The sequence below is a fragment of the Deinococcus aestuarii genome (assembly GCF_018863415.1).
GTDB classification, from domain to species: Bacteria; Deinococcota; Deinococci; order Deinococcales; family Deinococcaceae; genus Deinococcus; species Deinococcus aestuarii.
Genome location: NZ_JAHKSN010000039.1, coordinates 1 through 16,399, shown reverse-complemented (window position 1 = coordinate 16,399; position 16,399 = coordinate 1). Strand labels below are relative to the sequence as shown.

Sequence of the window (16,399 nt, the reverse complement as noted above, 5' to 3'; positions counted from 1 at the left end):
ATCGAGGTCTTCTACAACCGCCAGCGCCGCCATTCCACCCTGGGGTACTTGACGCCCCTGGAGTTCGAACGCCAAGCTACAGCCGCTTAACTTCAACTACGCAATATCGGGGCAGGCCCAATTTGCTCCGGTTGGCGGGGTCGTTGAAGCTGGGCAAGGTCAGGGCGCTGGAGGTGATGCGGATCCTGGGGCGCAGTGCCTCGCTGGGGCGGGCGCTGGCGGAACTCGGCCGGATCGAGAAGACGCTCTACCTGTTGCACTACGTAGATGATGAGGCGTACCGGCGGCGGATTCTGGTGCAGCTCAACCGGGGCGAGGGGCGGCACAACGTGGCGCGCTGGGTCTTCCACGGGCAGCGGGGGGAAGTCAGGCAGAAGTATCGGGAGGGCCAGGAGGATCAGCTCGGGGCGCTGGGCCTGGTGGTGAACGCCATCGTGTTGTGGAACACCCGGTATCTCGACGCGATCCTGAACCACCTGCGGGCGTTAAGGGTGACGGTGTGGCCAGAGGACGTGGCGCGCCTGTCGCCGCTGCTGTTTGAACACATCAATGTGCTGGGGCGATATCACTTTGAGCTATCGCCGACGCTCGCGCAGGGGGCCCTGCGCCCATTTGCTGACCCCGCCCGGCCAGAGGAGGGGGAGCCGCTGGAAGCTTAGCGTTGGTTTCCGCGTCGCTACTGGCGTCACCCCAAGAACAGCGGGAAGGGGGAGGGGGCGACGTCTCGTCACGCGGCGCGCAGGCAGACCCGGGCGCCCGCCATCCAGATGCGGGCCGGGGTGCCCAGCAGCCGGGCCCGGGCCTCCCCGTCGCGCCGGGTGGCCGCGCGGCCGTCCGCTCGGGCGGCGCTGAGGATCAGGGTCCGGCGCCCCGGACGGCCGGGGGTCTGGTTGAGGTGCAGGAAGGACACGGCGACCTGAAGGGTATGGCCGCGCACCCGGACGCGCGTGCGGGCGGTGCCCTCACTGCCGGTGCCCGTGAGGGGGACGCTGGCGGCCTCGATGGCGCGGCGGAGCTGGTGGGCAGGGCGACTGGTCTTGGACATAGGCGCTCCTCCGGGAGTCAGTGGGGGGCGGTGGCGGCGAGCAGGGCGTACAGGTCGGCGCTGACCTGGAGGCGCAGCAGAGCGGTCTGGCCCCGGGGCGACCCGTCCACTTCGAGCACGGCCCGCACGTTCTCCAGGGTCTGCCGGGTGCGCTCGGTGTGGCGCTGGCAGGCGCTGGCCCGGTCGGGATTGGGGTGCTGGTGGCCGTGACTGTTCCCGGCATAGCGGGCGCACCGGAGCAGGCGCAGGTGGTCGGGGTGCAGGTCCCCGGCCCGGACGGCGCGGCGGGCGGCGCGCAGGCTGTAAGCGAGATCGGCCCGGATGGCGCGGGCCTGCTCGGCGTAGGTCTCGGCCTCTGAAGTGCGCTGGGGGGCGACTTCGGGCATGGGCGCTCCTTTCTGGCCCCGCCGCGTGGACGGGGCCGGACGTGGCGGGGGTCAGAACCAGACGGGGCAGACGTACAGGCCGAGCTTTGCCAGGGGCGGCAGGGCGTTCGGGTCGTTGCGGGTGGTGAACACCACGGCGGTCAGGCGGGCGCCCGGGTAGTCCTCGCGGGCCAGCGCGTGCAGGTCCTGCGCCTCCTCGGGCGGGGTGGCGATGAGGTAGAGGCGCCGGGCGTCGTCGGCGGCGCTGCCGTAGAGGCCACCCCGCGCCCACACCAGGGCGAGGCGCACGCTCAGGGGCGTCTCCTGGCCGAAGGTGAAGTGCAGCGGCAGGGCGAGGACGTACAGGGGTTCGGCGGCCATCGCGCGCTGGACGTAGGGGGAGGGCGGCTTGGCCTGGGGTTCGGGCAGGGGGGGCACGGCGGTCACCCGTCCACCTGCGCGGCGGTGCGGCTGGGCATCGGCACTCCTGGATTCCGGCCCCGCCCGCTGGGAGCGGGGCCGCTCGCGGGCTTCAGGCCGCGTGCGCGGGGGCGTACTCGCGGCGGGCGTAGGCCCACGCCTTGCGGGCGTCGTGCTCGCTGAGCGCCGCGAGGCTGCTCACCGGCTGGCCCAGGGCCATGCCGCACACCTCGTAATGGGCGTGCGAGGGAATACCCAACCGCCCCAGGGCGCGGTGAAACGCCGACCCGCGCTTGTTCCCCAGTGGCTTGCACCCCTCGGCGTACCTCTGGGCCAGCCGCTCGCCCACCGGGCCGAGGGTGCAGTGGGTCGCCTCACCGCGCAGGGTGGCAAGGCAGCGCCGCGCCCACATCTCCAGCGTGCCGAGGCTGTAGAGGGAACCCACGGTCACGGTGCGGGTGGTCTGCGCGTCCACCATCGTCACCGTGAGGTCGTCGTTGAGGGTCGCGCGGAAATAGGCCTCGCCCGTGTAGATGTACTCGAAGATCAAACCGGGCCGGGGATTGTGCTGCGTGGTGGTCATATCGCTCCTCTCGCATAGGGAAGCGGGTGTGGAAGGTGCTTCCCTATATGCTTAGTATACTTCCAACATACTTAGGTGTCAAGAAAAGCCGGTAAGACTGTAAACCTGTTTACCGGCTTTTGATGGTAGGCGTCCGCCCTTCGGGCTCAAGCTCAGTACCCGTGGCCGCTGATCTCCTCGGCGTGGCGGGCCTGGGAGTGCAGGTGGCTCAACAGGCACAACCGGCAGTGGTTGGGGTCGGCATCACGTTCCAGGTCCAAGGCGGGGGTGAAGTCGCCCGCGTCCACCACATGCACGCGCTGGCGGTAGCGCTCGTCGGGGTGAAGGGCGCTGGTAAACAGTTCCTCGCGTCCCCGCCCGCCGTGGGTGAATCTGGTGACTTCTGCCTGTCCGTCGGGGTACTCGATCTGCGTCATGACGCTCCTTGCCACAGGGAACGGGTGTGGAGGGTGTTCCCTGTACCTCTTAGTACAGAAGAAACATAGGTAGAGAACAATTTCTTGTTGTCTGCAACGATACTTCTGCACACTCCTCGGCAGCTCAGGTCCACCCGACCTCCGCGTGTGTTCCAGTTCTGCCCTCCCGCGTCGGGACGGCGCACGTGCCGAGCCCTTCAGGGCGAGGTGCGGGTGACGGCGCGGCTTCGCGCGGCCACCTCGACGCGAGACTGCCGCGCACCTGTCGCCTCCACCGCGACCTTCAATCTGACGGGTTGCTCATCATATTTTTTGCGAACCGTTTAATTCCAGCCAGAAGGCGGGAGAATGCGGGGCTGAGCGCACTGCCCGGTTGCGCTCAGCGTTAGCGTGAGCCATGTCCGTCTACGTTCACGCCATCGACACGGCTGTTCCAGAGGCGGTGTACGAGCAGTCATTCATCCGGGACCTGATGCGGGAGCAACCCGCTCTCGACCGCCGGGCGCAACGCCTCGTGGGCAGCATCTACAACGCTTCGGGCATCGAGCGCCGCCACAGCGCGGTCAAGGACATGCTCTTGCAGCCCGGCGAGGGTCCCGGCGTCTTTTTCAACCCCGACACCCGCGAGGTGCTGACCCCCAGCACCGGCGCCCGGAACGAGGTGTACGCCCGCGCGGCCCGCGAGCTGTTCACGGTCGCCGCCGCGCGGGTGCTGGACCGCTGCCCGGACCTGGGACCCGCCGACGTGACCCACGTGATCACCGTGTCCTGTACCGGGTTTTTCGCCCCGGGGCCGGACTACCACCTCGTGCGGGACCTCGGGCTCGCGCCCACCACCCAGCGTTACCACCTGGGCTTCATGGGCTGCTACGCCGCCTTCCCGGCGCTGCGGGCAGCGAAGGCCTTCTGCGAGGCCGACCCGTCCGCCGTCGTCCTGATCGTCTGCGCGGAGCTGTGTTCGCTGCACGTGCAGCTCGACACCGACCCCGACACCTTGATCGCCAACTCGGTCTTTGCCGACGGGGCCGCTGCCGCGCTCGTGAGTGCCCGACCACCCCGCCCCGGCAGTCACGCCCTGCGCGTGGACAGCCTCGACACGACCCTGACCCCAACCGGCGAGGCGGACATGGCCTGGACCATCGGCGACCAGGGCTTCAAGATGGTGCTGTCCACCTACGTGCCGCAGATCATCGAGGAGCACATCCACGGGGCGCTCGCGCCCCTGCTGGCGGGGGACGCGGAGCTGGCGGAGGCCGTGCACCGCGACGTGCGGCACTGGGCGATCCACCCGGGCGGGCGCAGCATCCTCGACAAGGTGCAGGGTGTACTGGGGCTGAGCGACGAGCAACTGACGCCCTCCCGCGCGGTCCTGCGCGACTATGGCAACATGAGCAGCGCCACGGTGATGTTCATTCTCCAGCAGGTCGCTCAGCAGGCACCGGAGGTTTCGGGTGAGCGCGTCTGCGCGATGGCGTTCGGTCCCGGCCTCACCGTGGAGATGGGCCTGTTCACGAAGCTGCCCCCGGTGGTCTGAATGGGCGGCTCCCTGGCCCGGCGCGACACCGCGGCGCACGAGCTGATGGACGACGCGGGCTGCGATCCCCAGCAACTGCGCAACACCTACGTTCAGTTTCGGGTCGTCAACGCCGTGCTGTCGGGTTGGGGGCGCGTCTACCGGCAGGAGATCCGGCCGCACCTGCACCCGGAAAGACCCCGCACCCTCCTCGACGTGGGAAGCGGTGGCGGCGACGTGCCGCGTGCCTTCGCCACCTGGGCCCGGCGCGACGGCCTGGCGCTCGACGTGCTGGGAATCGACGCGGACCCGCGCGCCGTGGCCTTCGCCCGCGAGCTGCCCCCCATGCCCGGCGTGCAGTTCCGGCAGGTCCTCAGCGGCGACCTGGTGCGGGAGGGCCGGCGCTTCGACTTCGTGACCTCCAATCACCTGCTGCACCACCTGACGGCCGACGAACTCGCAATGCTCCTGCACGACAGCGAGCGCCTGTGCGCGGTCAAGGTCCTGCACAGCGACCTGGAACGCCACCCCTGGGCGTACCGGCTGTTCTCGGTGGCCGCGCGGCCCTTCCCGCATTCGTTCATCCGCGAGGACGGCCTGACCTCCATCCGGCGCAGCTATACCCGGGCGGAACTCCAGGCTACGGTTCCCCCCGGCTGGCAGGTTCGGCCCCTCTTCCCGTTCCGGCACCTACTCACCTATGTCGCCTGACGTGGACTTCGACGCCGTGGTGGTGGGCGGTGGCCCGGTCGGGCTGTTCCTGGGGTGCCGCCTAGCCCGGCGCGGCCTGAGCTTTCTGGTGCTGGAGCAGCGGGAGGCGCCCCCGCCCCACTCCCGAGCCATCGGGATTCACCCGCCTGCGTTGGAGCTGCTGGGGAGGCTCGGGTTGGCCGACCGGATGGTGGCGCGGGGGGTCCTCATCAGGGGGGCGCTGGTGCGTGGGGAACGCGGCGTGCTCGGCGAGCTGGAGTTCAGCGGCGTGTCTCCCTACCCGTTCATCCTGGCGCTGCCGCAGCGGGACACGGAGACGCTGCTGGAGGCCCGGCTTCACGAGTTGCGCCCAGGCACCCTGCGGCGAGGGGTCAGCGTCGTCGATGTGGACGACGGCACGTCTCATGCCACGGTGACCTACCGGGACAACGCCGGGGAAGTGCATCAGGTACGGGCCCGCTTCGTCGTCGGCGCGGACGGCCACCGGAGCCTGGTCCGCCAGCTCGCGGGGATCGCCTACCCCGGCAGGCCGTACCAGGACCGCTACCTGATGGGGGACTTCGAGGACACGACGACCTACGGGGCGACCGCCGTGATTCACGTCACCCAGGGTGGGGTGGTGGAGGCCTTTCCGCTGCCGCACGGCAAGCGGCGCTGGGTGGTGCGAAGTGAGCCCGGCCTGCGCGAGGGCGCCGAGGACCTCTGCCGCCTCATTCACACCCGGACGGGCCTGCACGTGCCCGCCTCTACGTGCAGCATGCTCAGCCCCTTCGGGGTGGGTCGCCACCTCGCCACGCGGTTCGTGAAGGGCCGCGTCGTGCTGGTGGGGGACGCGGCGCACGAGGTCAGCCCCATCGGGGGGCAGGGGATGAACCTGGGCCTGCTGGACGCGGCGGCGCTGGCAGGTGCGCTCGAACAGGAGGTCCGGGGCGAGGGGTCCTCCCGCAGCCCTCTCCTGGCTTACCAGCGGCAGCGCCGCCGGGGGGCGCGCGTCGCGGCCCGGCAGGCGGAGTTCAACATGTTCTTCGGGCGGCCCGTCCGAACACCAGGACCCCGGGAGCGGGTGCTGCGGGTGATGCTCGCGCGACCCCTGCGCCCACTTCTGGCGCGGCTGTTCACGATGCGGTGGCTCTAAGTGGCTGGGGCAGGGGAAGTTGCCGGGTGCCACCGCTCCGCCCTCTGGGGAGCAAGAGACAAAACAGAGGCGGCCCGCCGGTGCGAACCGCCCCCGCCTCCCGTGGCAAGAACTAGAACCCGTGGTGGAACCACACGCTTAGCGCCGCACCGCCCACCCACAGCAGAACATTCACCGTAATGAGCGGGAACAGTTCCTCATCAACCTCGCGGCCCTTCCACTTGGCGGCGATGTAGAAGCCGAACGCGACCAGGGCAGCCAGGGCAATCCCTTTCACCCAGGCCGTGAGTTCATCTGGTGTGGTACTCCATCCGAAGAAGATGCCGGAAACGAAGGTCACGAGGTACAGGACGTACCGCAAAGCCGTGAGAGTCATCAGTTCTCCTACAAAGTGTCGGTGCGCTGGGGCGTGTCCGCAGGACCAGCCAGCCGGACAAGGCATTACGTTCATAACAGAATAACATGTATCAGTTGAGCTTTCTGTCAGCGCGGGCGCGGTCCTCACGGGCTTGGGCATCGGCTTCCCACTGCTCGACCGTTCTTGGACCAGCGCGGCGCGTCTCCTCGATGGCCTCTGTCCACGAGTCGGGGAGGTTCAGACCACGGGCCAGCCGGTCACGCTCGCTCAAGTGCTCCTCTCCCGGCTGGGGATTGACGCTAGCTTGGCCGATTGAGGCACCCGGCACGAGGATCGGCGCGGTAGCCGCCGCGATGGCCTGGGCCACCCGCTCCCACCCCTGGGCGGGGTCAGCGGCGTTCAGGGCCTCCCGGAGGACACGCAAGCGGCACTCTGCCTCGACGTCCTCACCCTGCTCGATCAGGGCGGCGGTGGTCGTCATCAGATCGGCGGCGGCGCCGAGAGCCTGGGCGGCTCGCTGCCGTTCGGTCAGGCGATCAATCATGGGTTCCCCCTCACAGGCGGTCGTCATCATCGGGATAAGGGTGGTCGGCAATCGACGTGCGGGGCCAGTCCAGATAGTCCAGCGGAATCCCCATGTCGTCCTGCTCGGTATCGTTCCAGTGGAAGCGCGGGTCCCCCCAGGCTAGCCGCGCCTCCTGCACCGTCAGCTCGCCGTTCGGCACCTTGATGGGGAGGCCGTGGTCGCGGCTGGTGACCACCTCGACCACGCGGCCCCGCAGCCGCTCCAGCAGCGCCACCCGCTGCGCCTCCACCTCAGCTTCCCGGCGCGCGCGTTCACCCGCCTGCTGCTGCGCCTGGTAGGCGAGCTGGGCAGACATGGCACCCTCGATGTAGGCCCTGAAGTCCGCATCGGTCGGAAGGACCCTCAGTTCGTTCGGCTGCTCGGGCAGGGGCACGTCGGGGTACAGGTGCTCACGCCACGCCGTGGCGAAGACCCCGCTGCGAGGACCGCCGGGCTGGCCCAGGTAGAACTCCAGCTTGCGGCCGAACACGAACTCGATGTTGTCCGCCAGTTCGGTCAGGGCAGGAGCCTGGGGGTCGTAGTGGGCGATCACAGTTTCCAGGCCGTTGGACAGGGCATGGCGGACAAAGGTGATGGTGGCGGCGTCGTTCGGCGTCATGCCGGGGCTCCTTGAGCTGGGGAAAGGTTCACGACGATGCTCCCGAAGGGGCCTTGATTCGGCCGCTGACGAGCCCGGCGTACACCTCCGGGTACTCCTTCTCGATGACGACCAGGACGTCCGCCGGAGAAGCACCCCGCAGTGGCACGAAGTAGGCACAGAGGGAGGCCTCCACGTCGCCCTCGTAGTAGCCGTTGGATCGACGCACCGCCTCGGGGATGCAGGCGTTGACCTCGGGGCTGAGGTGGTAGCCGCCGTGGCGGTTGCTCACCACCCAGGTCACGCCGGGCTGCACCTCGGTGCGCCGCAACGCCCGGCCCCAGGGCGTGAGGAGGGGTTCGTGTTCCTCGTCTCTCACGAAGGCCGGGGGGTAGATGATGCGGCCTCCCTCGACGATCCAATACTGCTCGAAGCCGTCCTCCTCCAGCGCGCGGGCGTTGCTCTGATCACAGAGCTGCTGAAGTTCGGCGAGGTCGGTGCCCTGGGTGTCCGGGTAACCCAAAGGATCACGGGGGTCCATACAGTGCAGGGTGTACATCAGTTGGCCTTCCTGAACGAGAACGGCAGGTTCGGCGGGGGCGAGTCCTCCTCCGGGTCGGGCAGATCGTCGAGGCATTCGTTGAAGGGCCAGGCGTCGTCAGCCTCGGCCGGGGGCAGCAGGGGTGCGACGTGCGGTTCGAGCACCAGCGCCAACGTGTCCCAGGTTGAGGCAGGTTCAGCCGCCCGAAGGGCGTCATGCACCCGGCGCAACAGGGCGGCGGCCTGCCGCTCGTTGCCGTCCAGCAGCTCGGCGGCGGCCTCATGCAGGGCGTCCCCAAGAACGTTCAGCAGCCTCGCGGTGTGGTCGTGGTCGCTCACAGGTTCACCTCAGTTCAGGGTGCGCGCTTGGAGGTCCAGCAGGAGCTTCCGGGCCCGCGCGAGCAGTTCGCGTTGATCGGGTCGAGCAGCGAGGGTCATGGCCTCGGCAACCAGGTGGTGCGCCTCCTGGAGAGCCGTCTCGGGACTGGCCGCGGGCCTGGGCAGCCCTTCGTCCGGCGTGGGCTCCAGGTCGGCCGTGGCGAGCCGGTGGGCCAGGGTCAGCGGGTCCACGTCGGCGGAACGGGCGGCGAGCGCCTGGGCGTAGGCGGCGTACACACGCTTCGCTTCGTTCCAGTCCGGCCAGTCCTCGGCCTCGACGACCCGGGCGGTCACGTGCCCGTCGTACTCGTCCTGCTCGCGGCCTTCGGCGACGATCTCCACCACCAGGCGCCGACGGCCGTGGCGTTCGGCGGCGGCCCAGATTCGGGGCAGATCGTCCGGCCACAGGTGCCCGTAGGACGTGCCGATGGCGGCGCTGCGCAGGTGGCGGGCGGTCTCGCGGGCCAGGTGCTCGGCCTCTTCGGGCGTGTGGCCGCAACTGATCAGCAGCTCGACCAACTGGGCGTGCAGGTCCTCAGCCATCGCCCGTCCCCTTCCTCCGGCGTGGAGCGCGGGCGACGGCGCCTTCGACTTCAGCTCCTTCCCGAGTGGAGGAGCCTCTGCCCACCATCGCGGCCGCATTCTTGCCCCGAGCCTTCATGGTCGCGTCGTAGGGCTTGGCGTGGGCCAGCTCCTCGGCGGTGGCCACCCGGTACGCGCCCGCCTCGCGGCCCTCTCCGGGGGTAAATTCCCCCTCCTTCGTGGCGACCACCAGGCCGTTCTGCTTGAGCAGCCGCAGGCTCGCGGCCATCGTCTGGAAGTGGTGGCCGTAGTGCTCCGCCATGTCCTGCACGTGAATGGTGCCCGGATTATCGCGGACGTAGATCCAGGTGAGCTTGTCGAGCGCCGGGTAGGATTTCAGCACTTCGGGCAGGGGCTTTCTGGGCATTCCCTGAGTATGCGGGAAGCTGACCTTGCCGGGAGGCGGCGTGGGCAGGGGGGCGGACTGGGCGTACATCATGGTGTGGTCCTTTCCGGCCGCGAGGGCGCGTGCTAAGGTGAGAGGCAAAGGAAGTCGGAGTTGGATCGCTCCTTCCCGATTTCTGACTGGGCATCCTGCGGGTGTGGAAACCAGGTGCGGGGTGGATCAGCGGTGGGCGGCCCAGAGCCGCCCACACGTCATTCAGGCGGTGCCCACACGACACCCGAGTTGCGGGTCGTACTTGACCCGGGCACCGGCGCCCTGGCGCCCGCGCAGCGCCGCCATGTAGGCATGCGCGTCGCCGCCGTAGTAGCGCTCCACCGTGATCTGGAAGCCAAGTCGGCCGATGCACTCCATGTGCATGTTGCCGTGCCGCTCGACGGTTCTCAGACCGCCACGTTGACCACGTTCCGCCGGGGTGAGGGACATCGTTTCGCTCCTTTCGCGCGGGGGGCGGGTGTGGAAGGTTCCCCCCGCGCTCTCTTACTATAGTTTTAACTTACTAAGAAGTCAAGAAAGACTTCCTCAGCGGCCGAAGCCCTTCACCCAGGGCCTGGCTTCCCGACCGGCGGGAATCTTGCGGTAGGCGCTGCGCACCGAGGCCTCGTAGTGGGCGAGCACATACGCCTCCTTGGCCCCCTTGGTGTTCGTGCCCGGCAGCAGGGAGAGCCAGTAGGGCCCGATCTCCAGCGCCTCGTCCTGGGCGAAGTCGTTGTCCCGGAGCTGGCAGGCCAGCCAGAACCCGGCCTCGTTGCGGCCACGGCTCACCGTGAGGTCCTGGGCGCGCTCGACCAGCCGCGTGTAGTCCACCCGCCGGTGCTCCTGGTCGCCACCGTCACGCTGCTCGCTGAACACCGGGGCGCGCATGGCCGCGGGCGGCGCTTCCTCCTGGGCCTGCGGCGCGCGCTCCAGGCCCAGCAGCTCGCGCAGGCGGTAGGTCTGCCCGGCCACCTCGACAGCTTGCGGGATCGCCAGGCGGTTCACGAGTTTCTTGCAAGGCAGCCGCTCGTACCGGCCCGCGTCGGTCACGGTGGGGGGCAGCACGACCAGCCCGCCGTCGCCCCGCACGTCCACGCCGGGCGGCAGCGTCGTCTTGGTCTTGCTGTTGGTGGTGGGGACGTGCCAGCCGGGGTGGCGCACGTAGGCGTGGTAGCCGCCGCCCGCGCTGCGGACGTGGGGCTCGACACCGATATGGCGCATCATCTCGACACCGGCACCCTGGTCGAAGTCCAGGGCGATCAGCCCGGAGATTTCCCCCGTCACCAGCGCCATGCCCGGCGCACCGTGCGTGATGAACCAGGCGTGCAGCTCGCCCTGCGTGGGCAGGCGCTCACGAAAGGCCATCCATGTCGCCACCCACTTGCCGCGCCCCTCGTCCCAGTAGCAGTGGTCGGTCTTCTTCAAGGCGTCGTAGTGGGGGTGCTTGGCGTAAGGACCGCTGACTCCTGCCGGGATGATGCTCAGCCCCGCGTCCACGTACTGCCTCGCGGTCCGCAAAAGATCATGGGGGGTGAGGCTCATGGACCTATGGTGCCCGATATGGGAAGTTATTGCATACGACATACGACCTCCTCCTTGATCTAAGTATATGCGAAGTATAGTAAGAAGTCAAAAAACACCCTCCTGGACAAGAGAAAAGGGGGTGAGAGAGACACCCCCTTCCTTCATTCTGCGGAACACTCCGCACACGTCCATGTCTCGCCGTCCAGCTTCCACCCGCGCCGCTGGGCTAGTTGATCGCTCTGGCGGGCGCTCGGGGCACTCGACGCGAACACGGTCAGGTGGTGGCCGCAGGTGCAGATGTAAACAAAGGCGTCGTGGCGCTGGCCGCGCGCTTCCCGGGCAACATCAAGCGTCATCGGGCACGTCCTTTCCGGGGTGCTGCTGGAAGGGGGGCGCGGTGGCCCCCCGGCACGTTCGCGTTACCGCTGGAACTTCACCACGTCGGGCACCCACCCCGCCTCGCGGAGCGCCCCGGCGACCTCCACGATGCGGCCCACGAGTTCTTTCTTGCTCACCCCCGGCGCGATGCCCGGCTGCACCTTTTTGGGCATAGTGGCGATCAGGGCGGTGAGTTGCGGGATGGTGTAGGCGTTCAGAAACTCCGCCGTGACCTCCCACTCCTGCGCCAGCCGCTTGTCCGCCCCGATCTGCCCCGCGACGTGGACCGCCAGCGCCCCAGGCCGCGACGTGGCGGAGAAGCCCGACCAGTGATGCAGGGAGTCGTGCATGTGGTACGCGAGCAGGGCCAACAGGTCGTCCACGCTCAGGTCTATCAGGGCGTCGTGCAGCTTCGACCCGTACAACTGGGTCACCATCGTGCCCTCCTTGTGCGTCTGGAACAGGTCGGGCCGCTCGGTCGTCCAGCGTTCCACCAGGGCCACGGCTTCCGGCAGGGGGGCGCTCATGCTCGGGGCCGGGTCGGTGCGGACCTTGACCTCGCTGGACGCCTCAAAGAGGCCCTGCACGGTCAGGACAAGGCACCGCTTGGGGTCGGTGGCGAGGCTGCCCCACAGCACGCGGGCGCGGGCCTCCTGGCCGAGGCGGTGGGCCACGTCGCGCACCGGGCGGTCCTCGGGGGGCTGCGCGGCCTGCTCGGCGCGGACCTGGGCACGCTGGGCGGTCTGCTTGGCCTTTTCGGCGGCTTTGGCCGCGTCCTCGCGCACCGCCCCCTCGTGACGGTACATCTCCCCGGACAGGTTGTGGATGTAGACCACGCCCTGCAACTCCTGGGGGCCGTAGTTCCGGTAGGTGCTCCACGGCAGGCTCCGCACGTTGCCGTGGGCGCCGCACGGCAGCACGTCCACAAAGGCCCAATTCCCGCTCTCCCGGTCCTGCTGCGCCTGCGCCTCGATGGCCTCAAGCTGCAACGCCTGCGCCCTGGCGTTGTCGCGGAAGTAGGCGGGCGTCACGCCCCAAAGGTCCTCGCACACGGCCAGCCCCGCTGCTTCCCAGTCGAACAGGGCATTGCTGACCAGCACGCGCCCCTCGGTGGTGATCTTCCGCAACTGCTCGGCGCTGTAGGAGCGTGGGTTCTCCTTGACCAGCTTCACGAGATGCTTCTTGAGTTCGCCCGTGGTCTGGGCGATCACCTGGGCCTGGGCGACGTTGATCTTGTCCTCGATCAGCAGCTTGCGGCCCTCCTTGCCCAGCCCATCGGCCAGAATCAGGCGCTGCTCGACCCGCCGCAACGGGTGCCCGCTCCTGGCGGCGATCTCGTCGGGCCTCATCCCCAGCCCGCGCAGCCTCGCGTACCCGTCCGCCTCCTCAAGCGGGGAAATGTCCTCGCGCTGCAAGTTCTCGGTGATGGCGACTTCCACGAGCTGCTGGTCAGTGAGGGGCCGAATCAGCACCGGGACGGTGTACTCCCCTGGCACCTTGAGCAGCGTGCTCTCGCCGCCCTGGTCGTCCACGAGTTCCAGGCCCTCGACGAGGAGGCCCGCCGCGCGGTAGCGGCGCTCGCCTGCGGCGATTTCATACGCGCCTTCCTCGGTGGGGTGGGGCCGCACCACGAGGTTTTGCAGCATTCCCTTGTGGTAAATGTCCACGGCCAACTCGAACAGCGGCTTGTCATCGAAGGTGCGCCGGGGGTTGAACTCGCTGCGGCGCAGGCTGGTCCAGGGCACCTGCACGACTTCGGCGGGGAACTCCTGGCGAGGCGCGAGGCGCAGGGCGGGCGTGGGGTCGGCGGGCAGGGTTTCGGCTGCGGTCATCTCTGCTCCTTCGTGTAGGGGGCGGGTGTGGAGGGTGCCCCCTACGCCTCTTAGTATATCTCCAACATACCAATGAGTCAACGGTAAACCAGTAAACCCGTATACCCGTAAACCGTCTTTCATGAGGCGGTGACGGGTCGGGGCTGACGTTCGGCACGTCGCCCGGTGGGGTATCCGGGCGGCGGGGCGAAGGGCAGACACGGCACGGCGGCGGCCTACCACAACTCCGGCGCGCGGCTCTCCCAGGCACGCCCTCACAGGCCTGCACGTCTCCCTGGCCGTCCCCACACCCGCACGCCCACACCGCGCACCCTCCGTGCGCGGGTGTGGCCCCCGTGGGGGCCTGGCGGGGCCGCCCCCCAGCGCCCGCTCCTCTCGTATGTCCGGGGTCACGCGCGCAGCGCCGCGCCCCCGGGCGCGCGTCCACGGCCCGCATGGTGCGTCCCCGCACCCTCAGCCGCGCATGTCCGGGGCCGCCCTTGTCCCTTCCCCCTCCCATTTTCCCCGCGAGGGGCGGCGCCTCGGGCGCCAGGGGCGCGCGCAGCGGAGGTCAAGGCTCTTTCCCTTGACCGCAGCGAGCACGACCCTAAGCTGGAGACGCGCCCCGGAAGGGGGAACAAAAAACAGCGCGCCGTCAGGCGCTCCTCATGTCTTTTCCCGGCCCTCGTGGGCCGCAGGACAGCTCCCCTCGCGGCGTGACCGGATGTACGTGCGCTTCCAGCGGGGGGAAGGCGCGCACGCGCGCCGAGGGGGGCTGCCGGAGGCCCCCCAGCGCAGGGGCGCACGCCGCCCCGGAGCCGCCCCTCGGCCTGCGGCCGAGCGGCGCCCACCCCTTCTGACCGTAACAGCGCCGAGTGGCCCGCCGTTTCGACGTGCCGCTTGATTTTGCGGACTGAGTTGTCGTGGAACATCTAAATTGCGCGAAGGTGCGAAAACCGTGCTCAGGTGTCCGACCGCCCCGCTGTGATCCAACAGCACGTCAAAAGTTGTAAGAGTTCCCCAAACCGGGAGGTTCCTGTTCGCTCGCGGCTTGAATGGCCTCGTCAACGTCCATGTTGAGCTGCACCACGTCCTCGTTCTCCGGCGCGACACTCAGCAGGAGTTTCACCCACCGCTCCAGTTGGTACAGGTCGCTTAACCCCTCGGCGCTTCGCTTCAGGTTGGAGAGGTGCTGGTACGCCCTTCCCTCAAAGTAATCGTTCTCGGCTGTAACGAAGTTGCCGTCCAAGTGCGCTGCAAAGGGTCCCTGGTATACTTCAAAAAACTTTTCCAAGTCGTCCTCGTCCAGCGCCTTCTCAGCAACCTCCATGTCCAAGCGCAGGACGAATTCGTCCGCGAGGCGATAACTGGCTGGCGCGGCCTTACGTTCCTGCGTAGCCAGGATCATGTCTTTGCCGAACTCATCGCGCAGCAGCTTGAGCGCCCGGCGCACGTAAATATGCGCCGCTTGCGGCGACTCCAGGTATTTCTCGGTGAGCACCTCCTTGGCGATCTGGTCCACCGTTTCACCCGGCTTCCGCCTAAGGTAGGTCAGGATCAGCAGCACCTTTTGTTCGTCGAGCGCCCACTTTCGCTCCTGGCCGTCCTCTTGCAGGCCCAGGCGGCCGAAGGTCTGGAGGTGGATTTCGCGGCCCGGGGGTGCAGGCACACTGCCGCGCATGATCTGGAGCAGGTGGGCCGTCTCCGGCTTGGACTCGCCGTACAGCAACACCGATTTGATGGCGTCGAGGTCGTCGCGGATCAGGAAGTTGCTCTTGACGTGGCCCAGGCTGCGCAGCGCCTGATTCAGGTGAGGGATGGCCTTTTCCGCCCAGCCGCTCTTGTACAGCGCGTCGGCCAGGTAAAGCTGGCAGCGGATCGCGTCGAGGCGCTGGCCGCCCTCCTGCGCCGCCTCAAGGGCCTGCTCCAGCGCGCTGATCGCCTTCTTGTAACCGCCGCTTCTGAGCAGGATGACACCCTCCACCACCCGCAGCGGGAGGATGCGGGCGCTGCGGTCGGGCAGCAGGTAATGAATAATGCCCAGCGCCACCTCGTGCTGACCCATGCGGCTGATGGAGTCCAGCAGCAGCGGCCCCAGCCACAGCAGCGCGTCTATGTGCCGCTGCCGCTTGTCAAGCAACAGCGGGTGCAACCCGAACAGGGTCTTTACGAAGGCGCCCCGCTTGCCCTGCAACCGGTACAGCACCGTCTCGCACAACCGGATCTGGATGTTGAAGTATCCGCTCGCCTTGGCCTGCGGACTGATCTCCACGATGGTCCGCTTCATCAGGTCGATGGTTTCCCGGGCCTCGCGTGAACGGTCGGTGTAGGCATACAGCATGAACAGCCGGACGCCCGTGTCCACCCAAAAGGCCTGTTCGACCTGCGGGTCCGAGAGCTTCAGGCTGCGTTTGATGTAGAACTCTGCCTTCTCGAAGTCACCCCGCATGGTCAGCCAGCCGCCCAGCATGTTGGCGGTGATCTGCATGCCGCGGGCATTTCCCGACGCCTGGAACTCGCGGTACGCCTGGTTGAGCAACCCCACACCGTAGCTGGTGTTGCCCAGGATGGCTTCGGTCACCCCGGCCCAGCGCAGGGCCATGCTGTGCAAAAACCCCTCGGTGCGATGAATCAGCAGCTCCAGGTCTTCACGCGCCAGCTCGAACTTCAGGAGCGCGAGACGGCAGCCTTGCAGCTCGATCTCCGCCTCCACGTTGCCGCCGTCCCGGGCGGCCAGGAGGTTGACCTCCGCCTCCTTGAACAGTCCCAGCCGGAACTGGCTGCTGCCCAGCATGCCCAATTCGGTCGGCGTGAGCGGGCGGCTGGTGGCTTGAAGCCGCAGCGTCTCAATGACGGCAGCGTAGGCGAAGTTCCGCTGCTGCATCTGGTATTCGACGCTGCTCTCATACTTCATGCGGCCCCCATGAAATCGAACCAAGCTCACAGGAGAGGCTAAGGGATTTATCCGTTCACAACGTGGAATGACCCCCCAGGAGCGGACCAGGAGGCAAGGCACTTCGCCCCCGTCAGCTCGTAGGCTGACGGCATTACGAAGGAGCCCGTATGCCCGGACGCACCCACAGCCGCGAGTTCAAGTT

General features: G+C 68.2%; 21 protein-coding genes and 1 pseudogene. 5 read left to right on the top strand and 17 right to left on the bottom strand.

All coding sequences use genetic code 11. From position 1 onward, the window contains the following. Positions 1-90 (top strand): IS3 family transposase (locus IC605_RS25505; protein WP_343216646.1); only part of this gene is annotated, 90 nt, incomplete at its 5' end. Positions 91-119: 29 nt separating this feature from the next. Continuing rightward, positions 120-659, top strand: a pseudogene (locus tag IC605_RS24270) (Tn3 family transposase); the annotation flags it as partial. 68 nt (positions 660-727) lie between these two features. Here the strand turns inward: IC605_RS24270 and IC605_RS24265 are convergent. From IC605_RS24265 to IC605_RS24245, 5 genes are all read right to left on the bottom strand, one after another. Continuing rightward, positions 728-1,045 (bottom strand): hypothetical protein, encoded by a 318-nt coding sequence (locus IC605_RS24265; protein ID WP_216329838.1) that lies wholly within the window; start codon positions 1,043-1,045, stop codon positions 728-730. A 17-nt stretch (positions 1,046-1,062) separates the two neighbouring features. Continuing rightward, the gene (locus IC605_RS24260; protein WP_216329837.1) at positions 1,063-1,431 is read right to left on the bottom strand and encodes a hypothetical protein; all 369 of its coding nucleotides are present in this window, start codon (positions 1,429-1,431) and stop codon (positions 1,063-1,065) included. A gap of 51 nt (positions 1,432-1,482) precedes the next feature. Beyond that, on the bottom strand, positions 1,483-1,857 hold the full coding sequence (locus IC605_RS24255; RefSeq protein WP_216329836.1) for a hypothetical protein: 375 nt from the start codon (positions 1,855-1,857) through the stop codon (positions 1,483-1,485). 85 nt (positions 1,858-1,942) lie between these two features. Beyond that, positions 1,943-2,413, bottom strand: a complete 471-nt coding sequence (locus IC605_RS24250; protein WP_216329835.1) for a hypothetical protein — start codon at positions 2,411-2,413, stop codon at positions 1,943-1,945. A gap of 152 nt (positions 2,414-2,565) precedes the next feature. Next, complete coding sequence (locus tag IC605_RS24245) at positions 2,566-2,829, bottom strand: hypothetical protein (RefSeq protein ID WP_216329833.1); 264 nt, start codon at positions 2,827-2,829, stop codon at positions 2,566-2,568. 397 nt (positions 2,830-3,226) lie between these two features. Here IC605_RS24245 and IC605_RS24240 point away from each other — a divergent pair, with 397 nt between their 5' ends. Genes IC605_RS24240 through IC605_RS24230 form a run of 3 tightly spaced genes read left to right on the top strand, consistent with a single transcriptional unit; the run spans position 3,227 to position 6,188 of the window. Next, positions 3,227-4,363, top strand: a complete 1,137-nt coding sequence (locus IC605_RS24240) for a type III polyketide synthase (protein ID WP_216329831.1) — start codon at positions 3,227-3,229, stop codon at positions 4,361-4,363. Further along, positions 4,364-5,053: a class I SAM-dependent methyltransferase gene (locus tag IC605_RS24235; RefSeq protein WP_216329829.1), complete on the top strand. Its 690-nt coding sequence runs from the start codon at positions 4,364-4,366 to the stop codon at positions 5,051-5,053. Beyond that, positions 5,043-6,188 (top strand): FAD-dependent oxidoreductase, encoded by a 1,146-nt coding sequence (locus tag IC605_RS24230; RefSeq protein ID WP_216329827.1) that lies wholly within the window; start codon positions 5,043-5,045, stop codon positions 6,186-6,188. The genes IC605_RS24235 and IC605_RS24230 overlap by 11 nt, the downstream gene beginning before the upstream one ends. A gap of 112 nt (positions 6,189-6,300) precedes the next feature. Here IC605_RS24230 and IC605_RS24225 read toward each other — a convergent pair whose 3' ends face one another. From IC605_RS24225 to IC605_RS24170, 12 genes are all read right to left on the bottom strand, one after another. Continuing rightward, entirely contained in the window at positions 6,301-6,564 is a 264-nt protein-coding gene (locus IC605_RS24225; protein ID WP_216329825.1) for a hypothetical protein, read from the bottom strand. Positions 6,565-6,655: 91 nt separating this feature from the next. Beyond that, complete coding sequence (locus tag IC605_RS24220; RefSeq protein WP_216329824.1) at positions 6,656-7,090, bottom strand: hypothetical protein; 435 nt, start codon at positions 7,088-7,090, stop codon at positions 6,656-6,658. A 10-nt stretch (positions 7,091-7,100) separates the two neighbouring features. Further along, the gene (locus IC605_RS24215) at positions 7,101-7,730 is read right to left on the bottom strand and encodes a hypothetical protein (protein WP_216329822.1); all 630 of its coding nucleotides are present in this window, start codon (positions 7,728-7,730) and stop codon (positions 7,101-7,103) included. Between the two features lie 28 nt (positions 7,731-7,758). Further along, positions 7,759-8,250 carry a DUF7007 domain-containing protein gene (locus IC605_RS24210; RefSeq protein ID WP_216329820.1) on the bottom strand — a complete coding sequence of 164 codons (492 nt, stop codon included), beginning with the start codon at positions 8,248-8,250 and terminating at the stop codon, positions 7,759-7,761. A gap of 17 nt (positions 8,251-8,267) precedes the next feature. Continuing rightward, entirely contained in the window at positions 8,268-8,588 is a 321-nt protein-coding gene (locus IC605_RS24205) for a hypothetical protein (RefSeq protein ID WP_216329818.1), read from the bottom strand. A gap of 9 nt (positions 8,589-8,597) precedes the next feature. After that, the gene (locus IC605_RS24200) at positions 8,598-9,170 is read right to left on the bottom strand and encodes a hypothetical protein (RefSeq protein WP_216329816.1); all 573 of its coding nucleotides are present in this window, start codon (positions 9,168-9,170) and stop codon (positions 8,598-8,600) included. Next, the gene (locus IC605_RS24195; protein WP_246581260.1) at positions 9,163-9,576 is read right to left on the bottom strand and encodes a hypothetical protein; all 414 of its coding nucleotides are present in this window, start codon (positions 9,574-9,576) and stop codon (positions 9,163-9,165) included. Before IC605_RS24195 ends, IC605_RS24200 begins: the two co-directional genes overlap by 8 nt. 234 nt (positions 9,577-9,810) lie before the next feature. Continuing rightward, positions 9,811-10,038: a hypothetical protein gene (locus IC605_RS24190; RefSeq protein WP_216329812.1), complete on the bottom strand. Its 228-nt coding sequence runs from the start codon at positions 10,036-10,038 to the stop codon at positions 9,811-9,813. A gap of 96 nt (positions 10,039-10,134) precedes the next feature. Beyond that, entirely contained in the window at positions 10,135-11,130 is a 996-nt protein-coding gene (locus IC605_RS24185) for a bifunctional DNA primase/polymerase (RefSeq protein ID WP_246581259.1), read from the bottom strand. A 143-nt stretch (positions 11,131-11,273) separates the two neighbouring features. Continuing rightward, on the bottom strand, positions 11,274-11,468 hold the full coding sequence (locus IC605_RS24180; RefSeq protein ID WP_216329808.1) for a hypothetical protein: 195 nt from the start codon (positions 11,466-11,468) through the stop codon (positions 11,274-11,276). A gap of 63 nt (positions 11,469-11,531) precedes the next feature. Then, on the bottom strand, positions 11,532-13,322 hold the full coding sequence (locus IC605_RS24175; RefSeq protein WP_216329806.1) for a ParB/RepB/Spo0J family partition protein: 1,791 nt from the start codon (positions 13,320-13,322) through the stop codon (positions 11,532-11,534). A 979-nt stretch (positions 13,323-14,301) separates the two neighbouring features. Continuing rightward, positions 14,302-16,215, bottom strand: coding sequence for a tetratricopeptide repeat protein (locus IC605_RS24170; protein WP_216329804.1), 1,914 nt, complete (start codon positions 16,213-16,215; stop codon positions 14,302-14,304). Positions 16,216-16,399: the final 184 nt, after the last annotated feature.